Below are 26061 nucleotides of genomic sequence, written 5' to 3'. Positions count from 1 at the left end.
CGGGTGGGCGCGGGCGGCCCGGATCACGATCATATGGGGGCGGCATCCGCGGATCCGCCGCATGACGCAGGGGCGCGCGGTCACTCCCCAACGAGGCGCCGGCCCTCGAAGGCGCGGCCGAGGGTGACCTCGTCGGCGTACTCGAGGTCGCCGCCGACGGGGAGGCCGGAGGCGAGGCGCGTGACGCGGATGTCGAAGGTGGAGAGCAGCCGCGAGAGGTAGGTGGCGGTCGCCTCGCCCTCCAGGTTCGGATCCGTGGCGATGATGACCTCGGTGACCGTGGCGTCGGCGAGGCGCTGCATGAGCTGGCGGATGCGGAGGTCGTCCGGTCCGATGCCGTCGATGGGGCTGATGGCCCCGCCGAGGACATGGTAGAGCCCGCGGAACTCGCGCGTGCGCTCGATGGCGACGACGTCCTTGGCCTCCTCGACGACGCAGATGGTGGCGGGGCTGCGGCGGGGATCGCGGCAGATGCCGCAGGTCTCCTCCTCGCTCACGTTGCCGCAGATGGCGCAGAAGCGGACCTTGTCGCGGACGACGGTGAGCACCTCGGCGAGGCGCGAGACGTCGAACGTCTCGGTCTGGAGGATGTGGAACGCGATGCGCTGGGCGGACTTCGGGCCGATGCCCGGCAGGCGGCCGAGCTCGTCGATCAGCTCCTGGACGATTCCCTCGTACATGCGGCGCTAGTCCTGACCTGTGGGGCGGATGGTGGGGCGGGCCTTGCGCTCGACGGGCTTCTCCTCGATGAAGCTCGCCTGGAGGATCTCGCGGACGACGGACTCGCCGTAGCGCTGCGGGGCGGCCTTGGTGGACGGGGCCGCCTTCGCGGAGGGGGCGGCTCCGGCCGTGGCGTCGGGCGCGGGTGCGGCGGCCGGGGTGGCGGTCCGCGGCGCGGCGGCCGGGGCCGGGGCCGGGCGCGAGATCGGCGGGGCGGAGTCGTGCGAGCCGCCGCCGGTGGCCCAGCCGGGCTCCGCGGGGCCGAACTCGTCGGGCTCCGGCTCCTCGAAGTCGGGCACGTGCGCGTCCGGGACGACCGCGGATCCGCGGGGGGTCGCGCCGGGCGTGCTCGCGGGGGACGGGGACGGCGACGCGGCGGGCGCGGCCGCCGCGGCGGGCGCGGCCGTCGGCGTGGACGGTGCGGTGCGCTCGGGACGCCCGGCGGGAGCGCGCCGGTCCGGGGCGGGATCGCTCGCGCCGGGGTCGGACGTGGGGATCGCGACGGTGGCCCATCCGCCGCCGGACGGGGTGGTCTTCGCGGGAGGCGTCGACGTGGCGCGAGGGCCGGGCGCGGCGGCCGGTGCGGTCGATCCCGCCGCGGGAGCGCCGCCGTCGTGCGCGGTCGTCGCGGACGCGTTCTCCGCGGATCGGGAGCCGCCGCCGGTCCCCGAGGCCCGTGCCGGTGCGGCGGGAGGCGTGGCGGGCGCGGAGTTCCCGCCCGTCGGCGCCGGGGCGGTCGTGCCGGCCGGAGCCGGGGTGCCGCCGTGGGGCTCGACCCGCGCGATGAACTTCACGCGGAGGCCGAGCACGTCGAGGATCGCGGTGCGGAGGATGTCGCTGACGCCCTGCCCGGGCACGCCGCGCTCCTTGAACCGCTCGGCGTCGTTGGCGCTGACGAAGGAGAGCGTGAGGACGTCGCCGGCGAGGGCCCGCGGCGTGGCCGTGACGGCGACGAGCCACGCGCTGCGCTTCGCCTTCTCGACGGCCTCGACGACCGACGGCCAGGAGTCGCGGAGCTGCTCGAACGTGACCGGCCCGACGGGCGCGGGCGTCGCGGCGGCGGGCGCGGGCGTCGCGGCGGCGGGCGCGGGCGTCGTCGCCGAGGGGGCCGCCGCGGTGTCGGACGCGGCGGTCCCCGCGCCGCGGGTGGGTGCGGACGGCTCCGGCGCGGTGGCCCCCGGGGCCACGGCGGGTGCCGACGGGGCCTCGACGGCATCCGGCCCGGGAGCGGCGGGCGGCGCGGACGCCGGCGCTGCGGCGGGTGCCGCAGCGGGCGCGGCAGGAGGTGCCGCGGCCGGTGCCGGAGCCGCAGCGGGTGCGACGGCGCGCGCGGACGCCGCCGCGGCCGGAGCCGCGGCGGGCGCAGCGGCGGCCGGAGCAGCAGCAGAGGCGGCGGGCACCGGATCCGCCCCCGCGTCCGCGACGCCCACCCGGCGCTCGAGGCGCTCGACGCGGGCGAGGGCGCCGCGATGCGTGTCGTCGCTGGCGGGCACGAGCACGCGCGCGACCAGGAGCTCGAGGTGGAGGCGCGGCGAGGTGGCGCCCGTCATCTCCGTGAGGGCGGCGTTGACCACGTCGGCCGCCCGCGACAGCTCGACGGCACCGAAGGCGACGGCCTGGGCGCGCATGCGCTCGAGCTCGTCCTCCGGGGTGCCGCGGAGCACGGCGGCCGCGCCCTCGACGGACGTGGCGCCGACGATGATGAGGTCGCGCAGGCGCTCGAGGAGGTCCTCCACGAAGCGGCGCGGATCCTGGCCGGTCTGGATGACCCGGTCGACCCCGGCGAAGGCGCCCGCCGCGTCGTGCCGGGCGACCGCGTCGATGACCTCGTCGAGCAGGGCGGCGTGCGTGTAGCCGAGCAGCGCGACGGCGCGCTCGTACTCGACGCTCTCGTCCTCCGAGCCCGCGATGAGCTGGTCGAGCAGCGAGAGGGTGTCGCGCACCGATCCCCCGCCGGCGCGGACGACGAGCGGCAGAACGCCGGGTGCCACCTGCACGCCCTCCTCGCGCGACAGGTGCTCCACGTAGTCGAGCATCTGCGCGGGCGGCACGAGCCGGAACGGGTAGTGGTGCGTGCGGGAGCGGATGGTGCCGATGACCTTGTCGGGCTCGGTGGTGGCGAAGATGAACTTCACGTGCTCCGGCGGCTCCTCCACGATCTTGAGCAGCGCGTTGAAGCCCTGCGGCGTGACCATGTGCGCCTCGTCGAGGATGAAGATCTTGTAGCGGTCGCGCGCCGGCGCGAAGACCGCGCGCTCGCGGATGTCGCGCGCGTCGTCGACGCCGTTGTGGCTCGCGGCGTCGATCTCGACCACGTCGAGCGAGCCGCTGCCGTCGCGGCTGAGCTCGACGCAGCTCGGGCAGACGCCGCACGGGGTGTCGGTGGGCCCCTCGGCGCAGTTGAGGCAGCGCGCGAGGATGCGGGCCGACGTGGTCTTGCCGCAGCCGCGCGGACCGCTGAAGAGGTACGCGTGGTTGACGCGGTTGGTGCGGAGCGCGGTGCGCAGCGGATCCGTCACCTGCGTCTGGCCGATGAGCTCGGCGAAGTTCTCTGGCCGATAACGGCGATACAGGGCGGTGACCACGATCCCGAGGATACCGGGCACCCCCGACCGCGCCGCCGCCCTCCGGTCAGGCCTCGGCCGGGGCCTCGACGGACGCGGCTGGGGAGGAGGCGCGGCGCCCGTGGACGGCCCCGCCCTCGCGCATCCGCCCGGGCGCCCGCGACCGCCAGCGCCCGAGGAGCGCGAGCCCCTCCCGCCAGGTCGCATCGCGCACGAAGAGGAAGTCGAGCGCGATCATCGCGAGCGAGAACGGCCACAGGCCGAGCAGCACGCCGATCATCACGTGCATGCCCGTGATGACCACGAGCGCCACGATGCGCGTCGGCCGCCAGAGGATCAGCAGCGGGAACAGGCCCTGGAACGCCACCGCCGCGAGGCTCGCCAGCGCGATGCCGATGCTCGACTGCACGAGGAGGTCGTTGATCCACGGCCACGGGCGGTACCCGTCGATGACGAGCGAGTAGTAGGTGGCCGAGCCGTTGCGCCACTCCTCCCCCTGCAGCTTGAGGAACGCGGAGTTCACGTAGATGAGCATGATCTGGTACGCCGACAGCACCAGCGCGGTGTTGTGCAGGAGCACCGGCACGAGCCGCGGGATCCGCGCCACGAGGCGACGCGTCGCGACCACGGCGGACGACGGACGCCGGGCGCCCGGCTCGGCCTCGCGGCGGCGGCGCACGGCGTCGAGCGAGAAGTGCCGCGACAGGTCCGCGAAGAGCGCGAAGAACAGCGTGAGCCGCAGCACGGTGTCGCCGCCGTTGCTGAGCAGCGTGCTGTTGGTGGAGAGGCTGATCCAGAGCAGCAGGAGGAACGGCGTCACGATCCGGGTGCGCCAGCCGAGCGTGAACAGCACCGCGAGCGCCGCCAGGGCGAGGTAGGCGAGGTCGAACAGCGTCGCGTCGGTCTTGGAGAAGAGGCCCTCGAAGAACGGCGGCCACCCGCGGCGGCTGGCCTCGGGGTCGATGAACCGGGATCCGACGCCCCAGAGGTAGTGCCGGTCGGCGAAGCAGGTGACGAGCACCAGCAGGATCACGGAGCCGAGCGTGATGCGGAGCGCGGCGAAGCTGTACGTCGCGTGCTCCCGCTCGGTCATCCAGGTGGCGACGCCGCGCGGCCAGCCGCGCGGGTCGCGGAGCGCACGCAGCAGCTCGCGGTCCTGCACCACCTGGCGGAACCGCGCTGCCGCCTGGGCGCGCGGGCCGGTGCGAGGGGCCTCGGGGACGGGACGGTCGGCGGGACGGGTGTCGTCCGTGCGGGTGCTCATCGTGCGTACCTCTCCACCACTGCCTGGTAGGCGCCGAGCGCCCGGGGGTCGATGACGTCGTCGACGTGACGCCATCCGAAGGTGCGGACCGAGGGCGCGAACTGGCGCTCCTGGTCGAGCCGGTGCTCGAAGTCGTTGGGGCGCGTCGTGACGATGCGCCAGCGGACCCGCTCCACGTCGCGGCCGAAGTAGGCCGTGCCCCAGTAGGTCGCGAACTCCTTCATCACGTAGTCGTAGCGGAGGAACGAGACGACGCGGCCGCTCGTGCCCTCGGTGAGGCCGGTGAGCTGCTGGACGAGCGAGGTCGGCGTCTTGGCCGCGAAGCCGTCGTCGGTGCGGCGGATGAAGGTGTCCCGCGCGACGGCCCGCTGCTCCTCGCTGAGGGCGAGGTAGCGGGCGCTGTAGGTCTTGAGGAGGTTCGCGCTCTGCTTGTTGGCCCGCGACGCCTGGACGTGCCCGTCGCCCGACTCGTACTCGGCGTCCGTGATGTCCACCCACTCGCTCTTCACCAGCGCGCCCGAGCCGTCGCGCCACTGCGCCTGCATCTGGAGGTAGCGGTTCGTCTTCTGGATGGAGGGGGCGAACACGTTCCACTGCTGGCCGAAGTAGGGGCGGGCCGGGGCGGTGAGCGCGCGGGTCGTGGAGGTCTGCGGGACGACCATGAGGATCGTGGTCGCGACGTAGACGGCGACGACGAGCGCGGCGATCGCGGTGCCGATGCGGGCGCCGCGGGTGAGCGGCCGGCGGTCCCGGGCATGCGCTCCGGGCGGATCCGCGGGCGGCGGCGAGGCGGTCGCGTCGGTGTCGGACTCGGCGTCGGCGTCGGCGTCGAGGCCGTCGGCGTCCCGGGCATCGTCGGTGCCGGTGTCGTGGTGGTGGGTCGTGTCGGTCATGCGCCGTCCCCCTCGTGCGTCGGGTGGGTCCTGTCGGCGGCGGGAGCGGGTGGATCCTGCCGAGCCGTCGTGCTGGTCGTGCTCGTCGTGCGGGTCGTGCGGGTCGTGCTGCGCCGGTCGCCCCGCGAGGCGGACGGCGGGAGCGGGAGGGCGGGTGACCCGGCTGTCGTGCCGGATCACCCGCCCGCCCGCGTCAGCGGTGCGTCACGCCTGGCGGCTGCGACGGCCGCGGTGCAGGGCACCGGCGCCCGTCAGCATCATCAGGAGCGCGATGCCGCCGAGGAAGAGCATCCCGTCGGCGTCACCGCCCGTCACCGGGAGGATCCCGCCGCCGTAGCCGCCGGTCCCTCCGCGGATCGGGGTGCTCGGCAGGCCGGCCGGGACCGTCTGGCCGATGACCGAGAACCGCGTGTTCGCCACGTCCACCGGGCCGGTCACGCTGCCCGAGATGGTGACCGAGTGCTGACCGATCTCGAAGTCCTCGTGGATCGGGAAGGTGAAGGTCACCTGCCCGTTCGCGGGGGCGATCTGGTCCGGCAGCGGCATCGGCGTGGAGTTGACCGTGGCGGAGACCGTCTCACCGGGCATGAACCCGACGGCGGTCACCTCCTGGTCGATGCCCATGCCGCGCATGACCTCGAAGAAGCGGACCGAGGCGAGGGTGCGGAGCTCGCTGCCGTCGGTGCCGCCGTCGGCGGCGTCCGTGGCGTCGGCGGCGTCGGCGGCGTCAGCGGCGTCCGCGTCGGCGGCGTCCGCGGCGTCCGCGGCATCGGCGTCGGCGGCGTCAGCGGCGTCCGTCGCGTCAGCGGCGTCCGTCGCGTCAGCAGCGTCCGTCGCGTCCACGGCATCCGTCGCGTCCACGGCATCCGTCGCGTCCACGGCATCCGTCGCGTCAGCGGCATCCGTCGCGTCAGCGGCATCCGTCGCGTCAGCGGCATCCGTCGCGTCGACTGCGTCGGCCACATCGTCGCTGCCGTCGTTGTCGGCGTCGTTGTCACCGTCAGCGTCGTTGTCGCCGTCGTTGTCCGCGTCGTTGTCACCGTCGACGTCGTTGTCGCCGTCGTTGTCCGCGTCGTTGTCACCGTCGGCATCGTTGTCGGCGTCGTTGTCACCATCGGCCGCGTCGACCGAGTCGACCGCATCGACCCCGTCGGCGTCGACCACGTCGGAGACGTCGTTCCCGTCGGCGTCGACCACGTCGGAGACGTCGTCACCGTCGGCGTCGACCACATCGGCCGCGTCCGTCGCGTCCGCGGTGTCCGCGTCCGCCACGTCGAGGTCGAACGAGATGTCCGTCGAGTCGTCCGAGTCGTTGGCGTCGGAGTCGACGCCCTCGAGGTCGAGCACGTCACCGGCGTCGATCACGTCCGCGCTGTCCAGGTCGGCGTCGACCGTGTCGGCATCCGTCCCGTCGAGGTCGGTCGTGTCCACGTCCAGCGCGTCCACGACATCGACCACGTCGAGGTCCAGCGCGTCCAGGTCAGCGGCGTCCGTGTCGAGCACGTCCAAGCCACCGTCCACGTCGACCACGTCCCCGGCGTCCACGATCACGTCCGCGGTGTCCGCGTCGGTCACGTCGAGGTCGGCGACCACGTCGGCGACGTCCGCGGTGTCCGCGTCCGCCACGTCGAGGTCGAACGAGATGTCCGTCGAGTCGTCCGAGTCGTTGGCGTCGGAGTCGACGCCCTCGAGGTCGAGCACGTCACCGGCGTCGATCACGTCCGCGCTGTCCAGGTCGGCGTCGACCGTGTCGGCGTCCGTCCCGTCGAGGTCGGTCGTGTCCACGTCCAGGGCATCGACCACGTCGACCACGTCGACCACGTCGACGTCCAGGGCATCCAGGTCAGCAGCGTCCGTGTCGAGCACGTCCAGGCCGCCGTCGACGTCGAGCACGTCACCGGCATCCAGGACATCCGCGCCGGCGTCCACGATCACGTCCACCGTGTCGGCGTCCGTCCCGTCGAGGTCCGTCGTGTCGACATCCAGGGCGTCGACCACGTCGACCACGTCGATGTCCAGCGCGTCGAGATCAGCAGCATCCGTGTCGAGCACGTCCAGCCCGCCGTCCACATCGAGCACATCGCCCGCGTCGATCACGTCAGCACCGGCATCCACCACCACATCGGCGACGTCGACGACATCGAGCACATCGGCGTCGGTGTCGGTGTCGATCGTGTCTACGTCGGTCCCGTCGAGGTCCGTCGTGTCGACATCGAGGGCGTCGACCACGTCGACCACATCGATGTCCAGGGCGTCGAGATCAGCGGCGTCCGCGTCGAGCACGTCTAGCCCGCCGTCCACGTCGAGCACATCGCCCGCGTCGATCACGTCCGCACCGGCATCCACGACCACGTCCGCCACGTCGACGACATCAAGGACGTCGGCATCGGTGTCGATCGTGTCCGCGTCGGTCCCGTCGAGGTCCGTCGTGTCCACGTCCAGCGCGTCGACCACATCGACCACATCGACGTCCAGGGCATCCAGATCAGCAGCGTCCGTGTCGAGCACGTCCAGGCCGCCGTCCACGTCGAGCACGTCACCGGCGTCTATCACGTCCGCACCGGCATCCACGACCACGTCCGCCACGTCGACGACGTCCAGGACGTCAGCATCCGTGTCGACCGTGTCCACGTCGGTCCCGTCCAGGTCCGTCGTGTCGACATCCAGCGCGTCCACGACATCGACCACGTCGATGTCCAGTGCGTCGAGGTCAGCGGCATCCGTGTCGAGCACGTCCAGGCCGCCGTCCACGTCGAGCACATCGCCCGCGTCGATCACATCCGCACCAGCATCCACCACCACATCCGCCACGTCGACGACGTCTAGGACGTCAGCATCCGTGTCGATCGTGTCCGCGTCCGTCCCGTCGAGGTCCGTCGTGTCCACGTCCAGCGCGTCCACTGCGTCGACCACATCGATGTCCAGGGCGTCCAGGTCAGCAGCGTCCGCGTCGAGCACGTCTAGGCCGCCGTCGACGTCGAGCACGTCACCGGCGTCGATCACATCCGCACCGGCATCCACGACCACGTCCGCCACGTCGACGACGTCCAGGACGTCAGCATCGGTGTCGATCGTGTCCGCGTCGGTCCCGTCGAGGTCCGTCGTGTCCACGTCCAGGGCGTCCACCGCGTCGACCACGTCGAGGTCGAGCGCGTCCAGGTCAGCGGCGTCCGCGTCGAGGAGGTCGAGGCCGTCGAGGTCGAGCACGTCGGCGTCAGCGGTGTCCGCGTCGGCCGCGGGGGCCGCGATCGCGAAGGTCACCGACGTCGGGAGGCCCGTCTGCTCGCCGCCGACGCGCTGACGTGCGCTGGCGGTGAAGGTCCCGGACGACAGGTTCGCGAACAGCACGCGGTACCGACCGGCCGTGGTGGCCGTGGAGGTCAGCGTCTGGTTCCCGACCGTCACGTCGACCTCGGCGCCGGGCTCCGCCGTCCCCTCGACCGCGACCGTGGTTGTCCCGGCGGGGAAGGCCTGCGCGGGGTCCGGCGACGTGATGGCCACGGGCTGGACCGGCCCGACGACCGCGGCGTCCGCGCGGACGGTGGCCGACGCGAGGCTCACGGTCGGGCCGCCCGCGGTGGGCAGCAGCCCGATCCGCAGGGCGCTCACCGTGAACGAGCCGGCGTCGAGGCCGTCCGCGTCGGCGAAGTCGCCCGGTCGGTCCTGCGCGTTGACGGTCAGGCGGACGACGGAGTCGACCGCCGCGAGCACGGGGGCGACGGCGGTCAGCACGGCGCCGGTGGCGTTCGTCAGGCCGGTGACCACGCTCGCGCGGCTGACCGCGCCGCCGAGATCCGTCGCGAGCGCCGGGAGGAGCCCGGTCGTCAGGCCGGAGACGAGCGACTCCGTGAGCGCGGTCGTGAGGGTGAGGGGCGGCAGGAGGGCCGTGCCCGCGGTGCTGATGACCGGCGCCGAGTTGCCCGGTCCGGTGGGGTTCACCAGGTTCGCGAGCGTGGTGTTCGTCGTGATCACGACGTCGCCGAGGTCCACGGCGGGCGCGAGGACGCTGAGGCGCGGCGTCCCGATGTCGGTGCGGATCGTCAGCGCCACGGCGGTGGAGTCGAGCACCGCCTCGAGGAGGCGGTCGGGCAGCTGCCGCGTGAGGATGTCCGTCAGCGCGGCGTTCACGGCCTGCGTGAGCACCGCAGTGGTCAGCACGCGCGTGTTCGCCGGCTGCCCGTCGAGGGTCTGGATCGCGTCCAGGTCGAGCGTGAGCGTGCCCGTCCGGATGTCGATGGTGACCGCACCGCTGGTGAGCGGCTGCGACAGGACCGCGTCCACGGCCGCCTGCGCGTCCACGGTGGTGCGGAGGTCGGCGGTCGCGTTGGTCGTGTCGAGCAGCGGGACGCCGAGCGCCCGGGTGAGGATCCCGTCGAGCAGGCCCAGCGTCGCGGGCGAGACGACGGCGCGGGTCGAGAGGCCCGCGCTGACGCCGTCGACGACGCCGACGAGGTTCGCGCGGAGGCCCTGGATCACGGGGCTGGTGATCGTGGCGTCCGCGGAGGCGATGCCGTACGAGCTCGTCGGCGCGGCGGCCCCGGCGTCCGTCGCGGTGGCGCCGAGCGCCCCGATCCGGAGGTCGAGGTCCGAGAGGACGCCGGCGACTCCCGCGGCCTGCAGCGTCGGCTGGAGGTCCAGCTGCGCCGCCTGGCCGGTGCCGCCGTTGACGGCGACGGCCCCCGAGTCGGTGACGGCGCCCGCGGCGGCGGTCGCGCCCGCGGTGCCGCTGGTGGACACCTGCCGGTCGGCGCCGGCGCGCACGCCGCTGAGGTCGAGGACGGAGCCGAGCGTGACGCCGGCCGATACCCGCGCCGTCGCGAGCTGCTGGAGGACGGATGCCGAGATCGGCCCGTCGAGGCGGGTGGGGTCGTCCGTCCCGCCGGGCGCGTACGCGGTGTACGCGCCGTCCAGGGCGACGGCCTGCGCGAGGCCGGTGAGCGTCACGAGACGCGCCTCCGCCTCGGACTGATCCCCCGCCGCGGCGTTCGCGGGCAGCGTGCCCCCGAACGCGACGAGAGCCGCGGTGACCCCGAAGGCCGTCGCGGTCGCCAGGCGGCTTCGGCGCCTGGGCATGTGTAGAGCCATGTGCGTTCCCCTCGATTGCATGGCCGGCCGCGCTCGTGGGGCGCAGCCGTGCGTCCCGCGGGGCGGCCCCCACCACACCCACGGTCATCGAAGGCTCGCATCCGCTCGCGGGCGCGACAACACTGCGGCGTACTGATCTGCGCGGGGCCGGATGCGGTGCCGCTCCAGTAGTCGTCCCAGTGGCGCTACGGGGTCGACGAGCGCGGATGGCACGGGGAAGGGGCCCGTGATCCAGGCGGATCACGGGCCCCTTCGGGTGCCGTTCGAGGAGGCGGCTGCTCAGCCCGCGGTGGCCGCCAGGGACTGCCGGGCGATCTCGAGCTCCTCGTCGGTGGGGATCACGAGCACGGCGACGGGCGAGCCCTCGGGGCTCACGAACCGGGCCTCGGAGCTGATCAGCTCGTTGCGGTCGTCGTCGATGCCGATGCCCATGAACTCGAGCCCCGCGAGCGACCGGCGCCGCACGAGCGGGTTGTTCTCGCCGACGCCCGCGGTGAACACGACCGCGTCGACGCCGCCGAGCTGCGCCGCGTACGCGCCGACGTAGTGGCGGATCCGGTGCCGGTACACGCCGAGCGCCGTCTGCGCGGCCTCGTCGCCGTCGGCCGCGGCGCGCTGCACGTCGCGCATGTCGCCGAGGCCCGTGAGGCCGAGCAGGCCGCTGCGCCGGTTGAGCAGCGTCTCGAGGTCGTCGAGGCCGAGGTCGGTGTGGCGGGCGAGGTGGAAGAGGATCGCCGGGTCGAGGTCGCCGGAGCGCGTCCCCATCACGAGGCCCTCGAGCGGCGTGAGGCCCATGGACGTGTCGATGGATCGCCCGCCCTGCACGGCCGCGGCGGACGCGCCGTTGCCGAGGTGCAGCACGATGATCCGCGTCTCCTCGAGCGGCTTCCCGAGCAGCCGGGCCGCCGCCTCGGACACGTACTTGTGGCTCGTGCCGTGGAACCCGTAGCGGCGGATGCGGTGCGCGGCCGCGAGCTCCCGGTCGATCGCGTACGTGTACGCCTCGGGCGGCAGCGTCTGGTGGAACGCGGTGTCGAAGACGGCGACGTGCGGCACGTCGGGGAACGCCTGCTGCGCCGCCTCGATGCCCTGGAGCGCGCCCGGGTTGTGCAGCGGCGCGAGCGCGGAGAGGTCGTCGATGTCGGCCTTCACCCGGTCGGTGACGACGGTCGGCTCGACGAACACGTCGCCCCCGTGCACGACGCGGTGGCCGACCGCGACGGGCGGGCCCTCCTCGAGCGACGGGCCGTGCTCGGCGAAGGCGTCGAGCATCGCCTGGAACCCGGCCGTGTGGTCGGCGATGGGCAGCTCGCGCTCCCACGAGTCGCCGCCGGCCTTGTGCCGGGTGGATCCGGTCCCCTCGCCGATGCGCTCCACGAGCCCGGACGCGAGCACGGACTCCGAGTCCATCTCGATGAGCTGGTACTTGAAGGACGACGATCCGGAGTTGACGACGAGGACGACGGGCACGGGCGGGCTCCTGACGGGGGCGGCGGACGGGGTGGGGAGGTGCGGGGCGGGGCGGGGCGGGGAGGTGCGGTGCGGGAGGACGCGCGGTCAGACCGCGTCGATCCCCTCGGCCTGGATGGCGGTGATGGCGACGGTGTTCACGATGTCCTGCACGAGCGCGCCGCGCGACAGGTCGTTGATGGGCTTGCGGAGGCCCTGCAGCACGGGCCCGATGGCGACCGCGCCGGCCGAGCGCTGCACGGCCTTGTAGGTGTTGTTGCCCGTGTTGAGGTCCGGGAAGATGAACACCGTCGCGCGTCCGGCGACCGCGGATCCCGGCATCTTCGTGGCGGCGACCGCCGCGTCGGCGGCCGCGTCGTACTGGATCGGGCCCTCGACCGCGAGGTCGGGCCGCAGCTCCCGCACGCGCGCCGTGGCCTGGCGCACCTTCTCCACGTCGGCGCCGGCGCCCGACTCCCCCGTCGAGTACGACAGCATCGCGATGCGCGGCTCGATGCCGAACTGCGCCGCGGTCGCCGCCGACGAGATGGCGATGTCGGCGAGCTGGTCGGCCGTGGGATCCGGGTTCACGGCGCAGTCGCCGTAGACGAGCACGCGGTCCGCGAGCGCCATGAGGAACACGGAGGAGACGACGGAGACGCCGTCGGTGGTCTTGATGATCTCGAAGCCCGGCCGGATCGTGTGCGCCGTCGTGTGCGCGGCGCCCGAGACCATGCCGTCGGCGAGGCCGAGCTGCACCATCATCGTGCCGAAGTAGGAGACGTCCGTGACGGTCTCGCGCGCGATGTCGAGCACCATCCCCTTGTGCGCGCGGAGCTTCACGTACTCCTCCGCGAACCGCTCGCGGAGCACGGCGTCGAAGGGGCTGAGCACGGTGGCGCGGCCGATGTCGATGCCGAGCCCGATGGCGCGCGAGCGCACCTCGATCTCCTCGCCGAGGATCGTGACGTCGGCGATGCCGCGGCTGAGGATCGTGCCCGCGGCCCGCAGCACGCGGTCGTCTGTGCCCTCGGGCAGCACGATGCGCTTGCCGGCCTTCCTGGCGCGCTCGATGAGGCCGAACTCGAACATGAGCGGTGTCACGACGTCGGAGCGGCTGACGTCGAGCAGCTCGAGCAGCCGGGACGTGTCGACGTGCTGCTCGAACGCGGCGAGCGCCGTGTCCATCTTGCGGGCCGACTCGGGCGAGAGCCGCCCGCGGGTCTGCGTGATGCGCTTCGCCGTCTCGTAGGTGCCGAGCTCGGTGGAGATGATCGGCAGGGTCTGGTCGAGCCCGGTGACGAGCGTCTCGATGGTGGGCGACAGCGCGAACCCGCCGTTGAGCACGATGCCCGCGACCGTGGGGAAGGTCTCGGAGGCGTGGGCCGTGAGCACGCCGAGGAGGACCTCGCTGCGGTCGCCGGGGATCACGACGATGGCGCCCTCGGTGAGGCGCGCGAGCACGTTCTCCATCGACATGGCGGAGACGACGACGCCGAGGGCCTCGCGGCTGAGGAGCGCCGGGTCGCCCTTGACGAGCTCGCCGTCGACGGCGTCGAGGAGCTCGGCGACGGTCGGCGCGACGAGGAACGCGTCCTCGGGGATGGCCCACACGGGCACATGCGGCGCCTGCGCCTGGAGGGAGGTGGGGATCGCCGCGGGGATGGCGGCCGTGATGGCGTCGAGCGCCTCCGGGTCGGCGCGGTTGACGACGACGCCGAGGAGGCCCGCGTGCGCCGTGACGAGCTCGGGGATCGCGAGGTCGGCGATCTGGCGCATCTCGTCCGGGCTGCGGCCTCCGGTCTCGTCCGTGCGGCGACCGGTGAGCACGAGCAGCACGGGCGCGCCGAGGTTCGCGGCGATGCGCGCGTTGAAGGACAGCTCGGTGGGGCTGCCCACGTCGGTGTAGTCGCTGCCGACGATGACGACCGCGTCGCACTTCGCCTCGACGGCCTTGTAGCGCTCGACGATGCGCGAGAGGGCGGCCTCGGGATCCGCGTGCACGTCGTCGTAGGTGACGCCGACGCACTCGTCGTACTCGAGGTCGACGCCGTCGTGCGACAGCAGCGCCTCGAGCACGTAGTCGCGCTCGACGATGGAGCGCGCGATGGGCCGGAACACGCCCACCCGCTGGATCTGGTGGGTCAGGGTGTCGAGCACGCCCAGCGCGACCGTCGACTTGCCCGAGTGCCCTTCGGCGGACGTGATGTAGATGCTCCGAGCCATGCGACAAGCCTATGGGCGTCGCCTGCCAGGCGGCCGGGTCCGGACTGCACGACGACCCGGGTTAAAAGGAGAAGACCCCTCGCGCACCTGCCAGAGCCCGGCTGCCCTTGCTGCGTCTCCGCCCTGGGGGAGTTCACCTGGATGGCACCACGCGAGGAGCCGACACCGAGTGTACCCGACGCCGGGCGCCCGCCGTTCGGCGCCGCCCGCCCAGGAGCCGGTCACGATCCGCGCGTAGCGTGGAGGGCATGCGCATAGTCATCGCCGGAGGACACGGCCAGATCGCCCGACTGCTCGAACGACGCCTCGCCGACCAGGGCCACCAGCCCGTCGGCATCGTCCGCAACCCGGACCACGCGTCCGACCTCGCCGCCGCGGGCGCCGAGGCGCTCGTGCTGGATCTGGAGGAGAGCGTCGTGGACCAGGTCGCCGAGGCGCTCCAGGGCGCCGACGCGGTGGTCTTCGCAGCGGGCGGCGGACCCGACTCGGGACCCGAGCGCAAGCTCACCATCGACCGCGACGGCGCGATCCTGCTCGCCGACGCCGCCGAGAAGGCCGGCGTCACCCGCTACGTCATGATCTCCGCCATGGCCGTCGACGGCTTCGACCCCGACAGCGACGACACCTACGAGATCTACCAGCGCGCGAAGTCCGAGGCGGACGCCGACCTCCGGGCGCGCGACATCGACTGGACCATCGTGCGTCCCGGCGGCCTCACCGACGACGCCGGCACCGGCCGGATCCAGGTGGGCACCTCCACCGGCCGTGGCACCATCCCGCGTGCGGACGTCGCCGACATCGTCGCGACCGCCCTCATCGACGGCACGGGCGTCCGCGTCCAGTTCGAGGCGATCTCGGGCGAGGAGCCCGTCGCCGAGGCCATCGCGGGGCTCCGCTACTAGCGCGACCCCGCACGGGCGCCCTGCGCCCATCCGGATGACGGCCCCCTCCTCCCCGGAGGGGGCCGTCATCCGCTTCCGGGCTTGCTGAGGCACCCGGGTCGTGCCGCGCGCGGCGCCGCGGGTCGACGGCACCCGAAGCCGTCGTCCTCCCGCTGGTCGCGCGCATCGTGCGCCGTGGCGCACCGTCCGGAGCATCCCCATGCCCGGACATGTGGAACACGTTAGGCACACCGGATCGTGTCCCCCACAGTGCGGACTACTTATTTCCGCGGTCCGATCGATCAGTAAGGGCCGGTGTGCCTGGCCCGACCGCCGGGAACCGCGCAAGATGGGGTCACACGGCCCGCTCCGCCATCGGGGGATGCAGCGCGGGCTCCGCTTTTCCGCGACGGGGGTCACATGAAGCAGATGACGCACACCTACAGCCGGTCGAGCACCCGGCCGGACACGACCGCGCCCGGGACCACCGGTCGCGCCCGCGACCTGGAGACGCTGGAGCGCTGGCTCGCCGCCGGCACCAGCGCGATCGTCACGGGTGCCGTCGGATCCGGCCGCAGCTACGTCGCCGGCCGCGTGGCCGACGCGCTCACCCGCAACGGCCTCACGGTGATCCGGGCCCACGCCTCCACGCCCGACCTCGCCGACGTCCTGCGCCGGGTCATCGACCAGCTCCCCGGGCTCCGCGCCCCCCGCCCGCTGCCCGCCGCCCGGCCCGTCGTCGTGCTCGACGACGCGCACCTCCTCTCCCCGGAGATGCGCCAGGCGCTGGTGGAGGCGCGCGCGTCGGAGCGCTGCACGCTGCTGGTCACGATCGACGACACCGGCAGCGACGCGCGCCAGCTCCGCGGATCCTCGGACGCCGGCGACCCGCTCGTCCGCACCGCGCAGGCCGCGCACGAGATCCTGGGCCTCTGGCGCACCGGGTACGCCGAGCGCCTCGACCTCGCGCCCCTCGACCCGGCCGAGGTCGACGCCATGATCGACTCGCTCGCCGGCTCCGTGGCGCTCGACCAGGCGACGCGCGTGCAGATCCAGCGCCGCAGCGGCGGCCGCCCGTTCCTCGTGCGCGAGCTGGCCTTCGAGGCGCTGGAGACCGGCGCCACCGCGCGGTCCGTGAGCGGCTACGCGTTCCCGAGCCCGCACGCGCCCCGGGCGCGCATCCTCGAGCTCGTCTCCTCGCGGGTCGCGCCGCTCGGCGACGACGAGCGCGCGACGCTCGTGCTCCTGGCCCGCCTCGACGGCGCGCCGTACCAGCGCGCCGCGCGTCTGTTCGGCGAGACGGTCCTCCGGGTCCTCCGCGCGCGCGGCCTCGCCCGCGTGCAGACGCAGGGCGACATGATCCTCCGCGCCGACCTGCTCGAGGCGGAGGCGGCGCTCGCCCGCACCGACCCCGACGCCGTCGACGCCCTGACCCGCCGCGTCGTGCGGATGCTGCTCCAGGAGGCGGCGCACGGCGTCCCGCTCAGCCCGAAGGAGAGCCTCCTCATCGCCCGCACGCTGTCCGACGAGGAGCGGGACGCCGCCGTCACGCGCTTCGGCCCCGCGACCCTCGCGGCCGTGCACCTCGTCGCCGCGCGCCTCGCCAACGACGTGGGCATGACCCACGACGCGCTGGCCTTCGCGGAGATCGCGGCCGAGGGCGGATCCGTCGCCTACGCGGCGTGCGAGACCTCGCGCGCCCTCACCGTGCTCGGCAACCCGGCCCGCGCCGTCGAGGTCCTCGACGCGGTGGCCAGCGAGGGGCTGACCGCGCGCGAGGGCGTCGAGCTGCTGCACGTGCGGATCGTCGCCACGCACGCCGTCCTGCCGGGCACCGACCGGATGCGCGCGATCCTCGAGGCCGCGCGCGCGGATCCCGGCGTCGCCGCGGACGTGCGCGCCCAGGCCGAGTCCATCGCCGCCGCCATGGCCCTCGGCCTCATGGACTGGGAGGGCGCGCTCGCGCAGGGCCGTGCCGCCGCCGGGCTCGCCTCGAGCACGCTCGTGCGCCTCCGCGCGCACCGGGCCGTGGTGCTCGCGCTCGGGCACCTCGGGCGCGGCGCCGAGCTCGGGGAGGCCATCGACGCGGGGCTCGCCCTCGTCTCCGATCGGGAGGACCGGCGCGGCACCTACGACGACATCCTGCTCGAGGAGGCTCGACTGGAGCTGCTCTCGGCGAGCGCCTTCAGCCGCCGGCTCTGCCGCCTCGACCTGCCGGACCTCGAGCGCGAGCTCGACGCGTGGGTCGAGTCGGCCATCGCGCAGGACGCGCAGTGGTTCATCCCCGTCCTCGGCGCCATCACGGGCGGCGTGGCCCTCGACCTCGGGCGGCTCGACCGCGCGGAGGCGGAGCTGACCCTCGCCGACGACCGCCTCATCGGCCCCGACATCGGCACGTGGCGGCTCTGGATCGGCATGCAGCGCGCCCGCGTGCTCGCGCTCCGCGGCCGCACCGACGAGGCCGAGCGCATCGCCACGGACATCGCGCACCGGGCGGATCCGCGCTACCCGTACCAGCGGATGCTCGCGGAGGGCGTGCGGGTCGAGATCCTCGCGGGCCGCGGCCGGCCCGAGGAGGCGGCGACGCTGCTCCTCGACATGGGCGACCTGAGCGGCGAGGCCCACGCGCTCCGCGCGGGCATGCTCTTCCGCGCCTGGACGCTGGGGTCCGAGGACCCGCGCCTCGTCGAGGGCGCCCGCCGCGTGCGCGACCGCACCGACGTGCCCGCCCTGCACGGCATGGCCGAGGTCGTCGAGGGGTCCCGCACGGGCGACGCGGCGCTCCTCGAGCAGGGCGTGCGCACGCTCGAGGCGTCCGGCCTCGCCCTCCAGGCCCGGGTGGCATGCGAGGACCTGGTGCGGATGCTCGCCGACGACGCGCCCGCGCTGACCCATGCCCGCGCCGCGCTCGGCCGGATCCAGTCGCGCATCGACCGCGGCGCCCCCGCGGCGTCCGCGACCGCCGCCGCGCCCGTGCTCGACGTGAGCATGCTCACCCGGCGCGAGCTCGAGATCGGGGTGCTGGCGGCGCAGGGGCTCAGCAACCGGGAGATCGCGGGGCGCCTGTTCCTGTCGGTGCGCACGGTGGAGTCGCACCTCTACCAGGCGCGCGCGAAGCTCGGCGCGCCCTCGCGTCGGGCCCTCGCCGGGCTCCTCGACACCCCGGGTGCATCGACCCTGCTCGCGGGCAGGTAGTATCGACGGGTGCCGCGACGTTCCTGACGCCTGCGGCACGCGTCATGGAGGATTCGCCTAGTGGCCTATGGCGCACGCTTGGAAAGCGTGTTGGGTGAAAGCCCTCAGGGGTTCGAATCCCCTATCCTCCGCCAGATGCTCGAGAGCCCCGCCCGGATCCGTCCGGCGGGGCTCTCGTCGTCCCGCGCGGCGCACGGCCCCGCCCGTGCCTCCCGGCCCCTCCCCGCCCGCGCATCCCGCGCCGTGTACCCCGGGGCGCCGCGCGTGTCCCCCATAGCGCCCACGACCGTCGCGGGCCCGCGCGCCTAGGCTGGGGCCGTCTGCCCGTCCGCGCATCCGCGGCCGCCCGCCGCCGCGAGGCCGCGGGCACGGGGCGACGGACGCGGGGACGGCGTCGGACCAGGACCGGAGGCGACGTGCAGCACCGCGGGACGGACGAGGGCGAGCGCTCCCTCACGGTCATCCGGCCGCGCCCTGCCCTGCTCCGGCAGCTCGGCCTCGCGACCCTCGCGCTCGTGGTGCCGCTCGGCGCCGCGCTCCTCGTGCTCGCCGTCCCGTCGGGCAACGCCGCCGCCGTGCTCGTGGGGGTGGGCGTCGTCGCGCTGGTCGCGGCCGTGCTCGGGATCCTCTACCGGTCGTCCTACGTGAGCGTCGACCCCGCGTCCGGCGACGTCGAGGCGCGCTTCCTCGGGCGCCGCACCAGCGTGCGCGGGAGCGACGTGCACCACGTCGTGGTGGTGCACGTCTACCAGGGCCTGACCCTCGACACGCAGCCGCGCCTGTTCGCGCTCGACGCGGACGGACGGCTCCTGCTCCGCCTCGACGGGCGCGTGCACGACCTCCGCACGATGCGCGAGATGGCCGCCGGGCTCGACCGGCCCCTCCTCGAGCAGACCACCGTGCTCACCATGGCGCAGCTGCGCGCGACGCGGCGCGGGATCCTCCCCTGGTACGAGCGGTCGCGGCTCGCCGCCGCGGGGGTGCTCGTGCTGCTCGGGCTCGTCGTCATCGGCGCGGTGGTCGGGATCATGGCGCTCACGGGCGTGCCCGTCGCCCTGCGGCTATGACCGAGGCCGGGGAGCGCGCGCTCGCGCCGTACCGGGAGCGCTGGGCGCTGGATCCGGACGGGCCGGTCGCGGTCACCCCGAGCAGCGTGCTCGCGCCCGTCCGCCGCGACGGCGCGCCGCTGACGCTCAAGGTGCCCCTCGTGGAGGAGGAGCGGCGCGGGGGCCGGCTCCTCGCCGCGTGGGCCGGCCGCGGCGCGGTGCGCGTGCACGCGTCGGACGACCGGGGCGCCGTGCTGATGGCGCGGGCAGTGGATCCCGGGCTGCTGGCGCGCGAGGCGTCGGCCGACGGACCGGATGCCACGGCGCGCGACGACCGGGCCACCCGGATCCTCGCGCGGGCCGCCGTGCGCCTCCACGCCGTGCCCGTGCCCGACGCGGTGCGCGCCGAGGCCGTGCCGCTCCGGACGTGGGCGCGCGAGCTCCTCGAGCCCGAGCGTCCGCTCCCCCGCACGCTCGACCGGGGGCGCGACGTGCTGCGCGAGCTGCTCGACGGATTCGCGGCGGACGCCGTGCTGCACGGCGACGTGCATCACGGGAACGTGCTGCGCGTCGACGAGGACGCGCTCGCGGCCGGCGGCACGGACCGGGACGCCGACGACGCCTGGCGCGCCATCGACCCGAAGGCCCTCCGCGGGGATCCCGGCTTCGACACCGCGAACGTCCTCTGCAAGCCGACGCTCGCGATCGCGCTGCGGCCCGGGCGGCTCGCGCGCCGCGCCGCCGTCGTCGCGGAGGAGACGGGCCGCGACCGCGACGACGTGCTCGCGTGGGCGGAGGCCTGGTGCGCGCTGTCGGCGGCGTGGGACGCGCGGGACCCCGCGCGTCGGGAGCGCGTCGACGCCCTCGTGCGGCTGGGCGGCGCCGCCCGCGCGCTCCGGGCCTCCGGCTCCTAGACGGCCGGGTCGCGCTCGGCTGGCGTGACGGCGCGGTCCGCGGCGGGCGCCGTCCGCCCGATGGCGTCGGACGTCCGGCGGGCCACCGCGCCGAGCGCGCGCTCGAAGGGGCCGCGGCCGAGTATCCGGGTCCAGAGCAGGCAGAGCACGAGCGTCACGACGACGAACGCCAGGTACGCGCCGTCGTCCGCGATGAGGTCGCCGTCGGGCGCGACGAGGTCGATGACCACGATATGCACCGCGTAGACCGTGAGCGCGAGCTGCCCCACCGCCTCCAGCGGCACGAGGGCCGCCGGCAGGAGGGCGGCGACCCGCAGGCCGAGGCCGACGACCGCGATCGCGACCCCGCCGGATCCCACGACCTCGAAGGGCGACCCCTCGTGCGGCAGCGTCGAGAGGATGAACTCCCACCCGGGCGGCGGCGCCGGGAGCGCGGCCTCGAGGAGCGCCGACCCGCCGTACGCCAGCACGGCGAGGCCCGCGCCGACCGTGACGAGCAGCAGCTGCACGCGCGCGGACCCCAGGGCCAGCCGCCCGATCCCGAGCCCCGCGATCGCGAACGCCACCCAGGTGAGCGCCGGGTAGTGCCCGGTGACGAGGAGGATCACGAACGGGTCCGGCCGCATGAGGGACGCGTCGAAGTGGATGGCCAGCGCCGTGGTCGCCACCGGCAGCACGACGGCCGCGCCCGCGGCGAGCGCGAGCAGACGGGACGCGCGCCAGCGCAGGAGCGGCAGCAGCGCGACGAAGAGCACCGCGTACACCTCGAGGATCACGGCGACGTAGGTCTGCAGCGCGGCCAGCAGCCCGCCGAGGAGGAACAGGCACACGGCGCGCACGAGGATCCGCAGCCGCACGCGCGCGAGGTCGGCCCCGTCGACGGGGCGGTCGCGCCCCGACATGAGCGCGATGGACACGCCCGCGAGCGTCGCGAAGAGGATGGAGGAGCGCCCGTCCGCGATCGCCAGCCACGACGCGGGGTCGTCGAGCGCGAGCGTCCGCGGCACGGCGACGTGCGCGGCCATCATCCCGAGCACGGCGAGGCCGCGGGCGGCGTCGATGCCCCGGAGGCGGGACGCGTCGCGGACGGCGCCGTCGATCCCCCGGAGACGGGCCGGGTCGGGGGCCGGGTCGGGGGCGGTCCTCATGGCCTCACCCTACCCAGCGCTCCCGCGGGCGCCCGGGCCTCAGTTGGTGAGCGCCGGCACCGTCCGCGGCTGCACGATGAGCCACATCGAGAGGATGGAGACGACCGCGCACGCGCCCATCACCGACGCCATGGGCACGCCCGACGTGATGCCGAGCACGCCGACGATGGGCGAGATCGCGCCGGCCAGGCCGAAGTTCACCGCGCCGAGGAGCGACGCCGCCGTGCCCGCCTCGTGGCCGTGGTTGACGAGCCCCAGCACCTGCACGCAGGGGAAGCCGAAGCCGCAGGCGAGGATGAAGAAGAACAGCGGGATGAGCGTGCCGAGGAGCCCCGCGTCGGTGAAGGTGCCGAGCAGCACGATGGTCGCCGACGACGCGAACTGCACGACGACCACGCCCGCGAGGATCCACTGCGGCCCCACGCGCTTGGTCATGCGCGCCGCCACCTGGTTGCCGATCACGATGCCGAGCGAGTTGACGCCGAAGAGGATGCCGAACTGCTGCGCGTCGAACCCGTACACGTCCTGGAACAGGAACGACGAGCTCGAGAGGTACGAGAAGAGGCCCGCGAACTGCATCCCGCCGATGATCGCGACGCCCACGAACACGCGGTCCTTGAGCACGTTCCGGTAGCGGCGGAGCAGCGCGCCCTTCTCCTCGACCACGAGGTCCTCGCGCGGCAGCGTCTCGACGATGAGGAACACCACGGCGACCACGACGGCGATCCCGTACGCGGCGAGCGCGTAGAAGACCCCGCGCCAGTCGACGATGCGCAGCAGCTGCGAGCCGATGACGGGCGCGAGGATCGGCGCGAGCCCGGTCACGAGCGCGAGGCGCGACAGCATCCGGACGAGCGGGCGGCCGCCGAAGAGGTCGCGCACCATGGCCATGGCGACGACGGCGCCGGCCGCCGCGCCCGCGCCCTGGAGCACGCGGAAGACGAGCAGCATCGAGACGTCGGTGGACAGCGCCGCGCCGAGCGACGCGAGGATGTGGCCGATCGAGGCGACGATGAGCGGCAGGCGGCGTCCGACCCGGTCGCTCCACGGCCCGACCACGAGCTGGCCGAGCGCGAAGCCCACGGTCGTGCCGGTGAGGGTCAGCTGGATCGCCGCGTCGGTGACGCCGAACTCGTCCTTGAGCACCGGGAACGCCGGCAGGTAGAGGTCGATCGTGAAGGGCCCGAGGCCGACGAGGGCGCCCAGCACGATGATGTAGACGATGCGCTCGCGGCGGGAGAGCGCGTCGCCGGGATGGATGGCGGCAGACGACACGGGGCGTTCCTTCGGGAGGAGAGGGGGCGCGGGGCGCCGAGGACGGGGGCGTGCGGCGAGGACCGCCTGGAGGTCCAACGGACGCCCGCTCGGCTTATTCCCAGCTGGAAGAATTGCGTTCCCGCTCCCGTGGCGCGCGCTCCCGTGGCCCGCCTCCCGCGCGCCGCTCCCGCGTGCAGCTCCCCGCTCCGGCGGCCGCCAGCCGCTCCCGGCCCGCCTCCCGTCAGCGGCGCAGCGCCCGGACCACCCGCTCGACGTCGTCCTCGTCGTTCCAGAGGTGGAAGGCGATGCGCGCCCGGCCCGCGCGACCCGAGGCGACGATCCCCGCGGCGCCGAGCCGGGCGAGGTCCGCGCCGTCCGCGTCCGGCCAGGTCACGATCGCCTGGCCGCGCTGCTCGATGCCGAGGCCCGCGCTCACGAGGTCGCCGAGCTCCGCGTTCCGCCGGTGCACGGCGTCGAGGTCGAGGCGCGCGAAGAGGGCGATCGCCGGCGCCGCGCCGACCCAGGCGCCGAACGCGGGCGACACGTCGAAGGCCCGCGCGTCGTCGGCGAGCGCCATGGCCGGTCCGTAGCAGGAGGCCCACACGTCGGCGCCCGCGTACCAGTTGGCCTGCACGGGCACGAGCGTGCGGCGGTAGCGGTCGGAGAGCGTGAGGAACGCGGCGCCGCGGGGCGCGCAGAGCCACTTGTAGGAGTGGCAGGCGGTGGCGTCGAAGAGGCTCGCGTCGACCGGCATGGCGCCGGCCGCCTGCGTGGTGTCGCACAGCGTGAAGGCGTCGTGGATGCGCGCGGCCTCCCGGATCGCGGCGACGTCGGCGACCCGGCCGTCCGCGGACTGCACGAGCGAGAAGGCCACGAGGTGCGTGCGCGGCCCGATCTCCCCGGCCAGCTCCTCGAGCGGCACGTGCCGCACCGTGACGCCGCGCGCCTCGGCGACGACGAAGGGGTAGGTGAGGGAGCTGAAGTCCCCCGCGACGCACAGCACCTCGGCGCCCGCGGGCACGGCGGCCGCGAGCACGCTCACGAAGGAGGCGGTCTGCGAGCCGATGGCGACGGATCCGACGTCGACGCCCACGAGCCCCGCGTACGACGCGCGCACGCCCTCGACGACGCCGCCGTAGCCGTGCGCGGTGGATCCGCCGGCCGACCACTGCGTGAGGTCGTCGCGGAGCCGGGCGACCGTCTCCCGGGTGGGCAGGCCCATCGTGCACGCGGAGAGGTAGCCGGGGCCCGCCTCGAACAGGTCGCGGTGGTCCGCGGGGCCGGGGGTCGCGGAGGACGCGGACGCGGGAGCCGCGGCGGGGACGGGGGTGGCGGTCGGCATGCGTCCAGCGTGACGACCGGGCCTCCCCCGAGCAAGCCCCCTGACGGCATGTGACGCATAAGCGCGGGTTATGCTCCGCGCATGACGGATGCCTCGCCCACCGGCCGCGACCTCGACTCGGCGTCCCTGCAGGCGGTGCACGCGCTCGCGGTCCGCGGATCCGTGACCGCCGCCGCCGCGTCCCTCGGCGTGAGCCAGCCCGCCCTCTCGCAGACGCTCCGGCGCCTGGAGGCCCGCATCGGCACGGCGGTCACGGCGCGATCCGGCCGCGGCGTCGTCCTCACCGAGGCCGGGCGCGTCCTCGCCCGGCACGCCGCGACCGTCGTCCACGCGATGGACCGGGCCGCCGACGAGCTCGACGATCTGCGGGGGCTGCGCGCCGGCACCGTGCGCGTGGCCGCCTTCCCCTCCGCCTCCTCGACGGTCGTGCCGCGGCTCCTCGGCGGGCTCGCCGCCGCGCACCCCGGCCTCTCCTTCGGCTACCTCGAGGCCGAGCCGCCCGAGGCCGTCCAGGCGGTGCGGGCGCGCGAGGCCGACGTCGCCGTGACCTTCGCCTACCCGGACGACCCGGACGATCCCGCGGCCGACGCGCTCGACGGCCTCGAGACGCGCCCGCTCTGGCGCGAGACGCTGTGGGCCGTGCTGCCCGAGGCGCGCGCCCTCCGGCACCGCGGGCCGCTCGCGCTCCGCGACCTCGCCGACGACAGGTGGATCGCCGGCTGCGTGCGCTGCCGCCGGCACCTCGTGAGCGCGTGCGCCCGCAGCGGCTTCGCGCCCGCGACGTCGTTCGAGACCGACAACGCGGCCGCCGCCGTGGGCATGGTGCACGCGGGGCTCGGCGTCGCGCTGCTGCCCTCGCTCGCGCTCGCGACGGCGCCCCTCCCCCGCGGCGTCGTGCGCCGGCGGATCTCCGGGGTCGGCGAGCGCACGACGCACGCGGTCACCGCGCCCGGCGGCCTCGGATCCGCCGCCGTGCGCGCCGCCGTCGACGCGCTCGCCCGGCTCCGCGTGGGCGACTGGGAGCTCCGGCGCGCCTGATCCGGCCGGTCGCCTCAGGCCCGCGCGAGCCCCGCTCCTGGCGCGATGTCGGAGGGTGTCCGTAGTGTTCGACGGGTCTGCCTCCGGCGCCCGCCGGCGGCACCACGACATGAGGGACGAGAGCGCATGCCGGACGAGCCGGGCGACGAGATGCAGGACGAGGTCCAGGCCTCGGGCGGATCCACGGAGCGGCCCAACCGCCACCTGCAGCGCAGCCACTCGGAGCAGGCCCGCTACCTGTCGGCGTACTTCGGCTGGAGCCTGCACGGCGACGCCATCCGCTCGCACGGCACGCTCGTGTCCATGTACGTGGAGGACCTGGCCGACACCATGCTCGCGCTCCGATGGCTCGACTCCTCCGGCATCCTCTGGGACGCGGTCCCGGTCGACGCGGACCGGGCCGTCGCCGCGGTGCGGGAGCACCAGGTCGCGCAGGGCTGGGTGCCGCCGGGCACCCCCTGATGACGTCACCCTCCGTGCGCGCTGTGCGTGCACCGACCCGCTGGGTCGCGCCTCCACGACCGGAGTAGCGTCCGAGGGGATCAGGCCGTCGGGGGACGAGCTCCCGCGGACGGCCAGGAGGACACATGACGGACCACGACGGAGCGCTGCTCGACCGCGACATGGGACTGCTGCTCGCCGCGGCGTCCCGAGCGGTGATCTCGCTCTACCGGCCGCTCCTCAAGCCCTTCCACCTCACGCATCCGCAGTACCTCGTCATGCTGGCCCTCCACGAGGAGGATCCCCGTCGCGCGGGTGAGCTCAGCGAGGCCGTGCAGCTCACGCCGGGCACCCTGTCGCCGCTGTTCAAGCGCCTGGAGCTGCTCGGCTACATCACCCGCCAGCGCGACCAGGCGGACGAGCGCCGCCTGCTCATCGCCCTCACCGAGCGGGGCCGTGCGATCCTGCCCGACCTCCTCCGCGTCGCCGCGACCGTGCACGACGTCGTGGTGGACCGCAGCGGCGCCGACTCCAGCGCGCAGGCGCGCCTGCGGAGCATGACGGACCTGCTGCTCGACGCCTGACCCCGCGCGCCCGG

At 74.6% G+C, this 26061-nt stretch carries 17 protein-coding genes, 1 tRNA gene and 1 other RNA gene; 8 read left to right on the top strand and 11 right to left on the bottom strand.

The features are described 5' to 3' along the window. Positions 1-80: 80 nt before the first annotated feature. From recR to ffs, 8 genes are all read right to left on the bottom strand, one after another. Positions 81-680: a recombination mediator RecR gene (gene recR, locus FGG90_RS00295; protein WP_012297640.1), complete on the bottom strand. Its 600-nt coding sequence runs from the start codon at positions 678-680 to the stop codon at positions 81-83. Positions 681-686: 6 nt separating this feature from the next. Then, positions 687-3305 carry a DNA polymerase III subunit gamma and tau gene (locus FGG90_RS00290; protein WP_094126149.1) on the bottom strand — a complete coding sequence of 873 codons (2619 nt, stop codon included), beginning with the start codon at positions 3303-3305 and terminating at the stop codon, positions 687-689. Positions 3306-3351: 46 nt separating this feature from the next. After that, complete coding sequence (locus FGG90_RS00285) at positions 3352-4548, bottom strand: HTTM domain-containing protein (RefSeq protein WP_094126150.1); 1197 nt, start codon at positions 4546-4548, stop codon at positions 3352-3354. Further along, complete coding sequence (locus tag FGG90_RS00280) at positions 4545-5441, bottom strand: DUF5819 family protein (protein WP_237583472.1); 897 nt, start codon at positions 5439-5441, stop codon at positions 4545-4547. Before FGG90_RS00280 ends, FGG90_RS00285 begins: the two co-directional genes overlap by 4 nt. A 204-nt stretch (positions 5442-5645) precedes the next feature. Then, a complete protein-coding gene (locus FGG90_RS00275; protein ID WP_165771345.1) occupies positions 5646-10514 on the bottom strand; it encodes a choice-of-anchor G family protein in 4869 nt (1622 codons plus the stop codon). Between the two features lie 291 nt (positions 10515-10805). Beyond that, complete coding sequence (locus FGG90_RS00270) at positions 10806-11996, bottom strand: acetate/propionate family kinase (protein ID WP_094126151.1); 1191 nt, start codon at positions 11994-11996, stop codon at positions 10806-10808. Between the two features lie 87 nt (positions 11997-12083). After that, positions 12084-14201: a phosphate acetyltransferase gene (pta, locus tag FGG90_RS00265; protein WP_094126152.1), complete on the bottom strand. Its 2118-nt coding sequence runs from the start codon at positions 14199-14201 to the stop codon at positions 12084-12086. A gap of 67 nt (positions 14202-14268) precedes the next feature. Continuing rightward, an RNA gene (gene ffs, locus FGG90_RS00260) (signal recognition particle sRNA small type) lies at positions 14269-14365 on the bottom strand. 84 nt (positions 14366-14449) lie between these two features. Here ffs and FGG90_RS00255 point away from each other — a divergent pair. The 5 genes from FGG90_RS00255 (at position 14450) to FGG90_RS00235 (ending at position 20237) form a co-directional block, all read left to right on the top strand. Next, a complete protein-coding gene (locus FGG90_RS00255) occupies positions 14450-15103 on the top strand; it encodes an SDR family oxidoreductase (RefSeq protein WP_094131162.1) in 654 nt (217 codons plus the stop codon). Positions 15104-15502: 399 nt separating this feature from the next. Next, positions 15503-18277, top strand: a complete 2775-nt coding sequence (locus tag FGG90_RS00250) for a helix-turn-helix transcriptional regulator (protein ID WP_094126153.1) — start codon at positions 15503-15505, stop codon at positions 18275-18277. A gap of 46 nt (positions 18278-18323) precedes the next feature. Then, positions 18324-18411: transfer RNA gene (locus FGG90_RS00245), tRNA-Ser, on the top strand. A 282-nt stretch (positions 18412-18693) separates the two neighbouring features. Beyond that, complete coding sequence (locus tag FGG90_RS00240) at positions 18694-19344, top strand: hypothetical protein (RefSeq protein ID WP_094126154.1); 651 nt, start codon at positions 18694-18696, stop codon at positions 19342-19344. After that, a complete protein-coding gene (locus FGG90_RS00235) occupies positions 19341-20237 on the top strand; it encodes an aminoglycoside phosphotransferase family protein (RefSeq protein ID WP_094126155.1) in 897 nt (298 codons plus the stop codon). The genes FGG90_RS00240 and FGG90_RS00235 overlap by 4 nt, the downstream gene beginning before the upstream one ends. Here FGG90_RS00235 and FGG90_RS00230 read toward each other — a convergent pair. The 3 genes from FGG90_RS00230 to FGG90_RS00220 all read right to left on the bottom strand — a co-directional run bounded on the left by FGG90_RS00230 (position 20234) and on the right by FGG90_RS00220 (position 23984). After that, positions 20234-21385, bottom strand: coding sequence for a heparan-alpha-glucosaminide N-acetyltransferase domain-containing protein (locus tag FGG90_RS00230; protein ID WP_237583471.1), 1152 nt, complete (start codon positions 21383-21385; stop codon positions 20234-20236). The genes FGG90_RS00235 and FGG90_RS00230 overlap by 4 nt on opposite strands. Before the next feature lie 39 nt (positions 21386-21424). Continuing rightward, positions 21425-22660, bottom strand: coding sequence for a multidrug effflux MFS transporter (locus FGG90_RS00225; RefSeq protein ID WP_094126156.1), 1236 nt, complete (start codon positions 22658-22660; stop codon positions 21425-21427). A gap of 223 nt (positions 22661-22883) precedes the next feature. After that, on the bottom strand, positions 22884-23984 hold the full coding sequence (locus tag FGG90_RS00220; protein WP_237583470.1) for an aminotransferase class V-fold PLP-dependent enzyme: 1101 nt from the start codon (positions 23982-23984) through the stop codon (positions 22884-22886). Between the two features lie 81 nt (positions 23985-24065). Between FGG90_RS00220 and FGG90_RS00215 the strand changes: the two genes are divergently transcribed. The 3 genes from FGG90_RS00215 (at position 24066) to FGG90_RS00205 (ending at position 26047) form a co-directional block, all read left to right on the top strand. Continuing rightward, positions 24066-25022, top strand: a complete 957-nt coding sequence (locus tag FGG90_RS00215) for a LysR family transcriptional regulator (protein WP_094126157.1) — start codon at positions 24066-24068, stop codon at positions 25020-25022. A gap of 126 nt (positions 25023-25148) precedes the next feature. Continuing rightward, positions 25149-25484: a hypothetical protein gene (locus tag FGG90_RS00210; protein WP_094126158.1), complete on the top strand. Its 336-nt coding sequence runs from the start codon at positions 25149-25151 to the stop codon at positions 25482-25484. Positions 25485-25609: 125 nt separating this feature from the next. After that, the gene (locus FGG90_RS00205; protein ID WP_094126159.1) at positions 25610-26047 is read left to right on the top strand and encodes a MarR family winged helix-turn-helix transcriptional regulator; all 438 of its coding nucleotides are present in this window, start codon (positions 25610-25612) and stop codon (positions 26045-26047) included. Positions 26048-26061 lie beyond the last annotated feature (14 nt).

The organism is Clavibacter michiganensis subsp. tessellarius (assembly GCF_021922985.1).
GTDB classification, from domain to species: Bacteria; Actinomycetota; Actinomycetes; order Actinomycetales; family Microbacteriaceae; genus Clavibacter; species Clavibacter tessellarius.
The sequence above is the reverse complement of the archived record's forward strand: the minus strand, read 5'-3'. Positions and strand labels throughout refer to the sequence as shown.

What these genes read in the sequence shown, in the direction of transcription:
- recR (WP_012297640.1), bottom strand. Translation starts at nt 680, where the DNA reads ATGTACGAGGGAATCGTCCAGGAGCTGATCGACGAGCTCGGCCGCCTG.
- FGG90_RS00285 (WP_094126150.1), bottom strand. Translation starts at nt 4,548, where the DNA reads ATGAGCACCCGCACGGACGACACCCGTCCCGCCGACCGTCCCGTCCCC.
- FGG90_RS00280 (WP_237583472.1), bottom strand. Translation starts at nt 5,441, where the DNA reads ATGACCGACACGACCCACCACCACGACACCGGCACCGACGATGCCCGG.
- FGG90_RS00275 (WP_165771345.1), bottom strand. Translation starts at nt 10,514, where the DNA reads ATGCCCAGGCGCCGAAGCCGCCTGGCGACCGCGACGGCCTTCGGGGTC.
- pta (WP_094126152.1), bottom strand. Translation starts at nt 14,201, where the DNA reads ATGGCTCGGAGCATCTACATCACGTCCGCCGAAGGGCACTCGGGCAAG.
- FGG90_RS00255 (WP_094131162.1), top strand. Translation starts at nt 14,450, where the DNA reads ATGCGCATAGTCATCGCCGGAGGACACGGCCAGATCGCCCGACTGCTC.
- FGG90_RS00250 (WP_094126153.1), top strand. Translation starts at nt 15,503, where the DNA reads ATGAAGCAGATGACGCACACCTACAGCCGGTCGAGCACCCGGCCGGAC.
- FGG90_RS00235 (WP_094126155.1), top strand. Translation starts at nt 19,341, where the DNA reads ATGACCGAGGCCGGGGAGCGCGCGCTCGCGCCGTACCGGGAGCGCTGG.
- FGG90_RS00230 (WP_237583471.1), bottom strand. Translation starts at nt 21,385, where the DNA reads ATGAGGACCGCCCCCGACCCGGCCCCCGACCCGGCCCGTCTCCGGGGG.
- FGG90_RS00220 (WP_237583470.1), bottom strand. Translation starts at nt 23,984, where the DNA reads ATGCCGACCGCCACCCCCGTCCCCGCCGCGGCTCCCGCGTCCGCGTCC.
- FGG90_RS00215 (WP_094126157.1), top strand. Translation starts at nt 24,066, where the DNA reads ATGACGGATGCCTCGCCCACCGGCCGCGACCTCGACTCGGCGTCCCTG.
- FGG90_RS00210 (WP_094126158.1), top strand. Translation starts at nt 25,149, where the DNA reads ATGCCGGACGAGCCGGGCGACGAGATGCAGGACGAGGTCCAGGCCTCG.
- FGG90_RS00205 (WP_094126159.1), top strand. Translation starts at nt 25,610, where the DNA reads ATGACGGACCACGACGGAGCGCTGCTCGACCGCGACATGGGACTGCTG.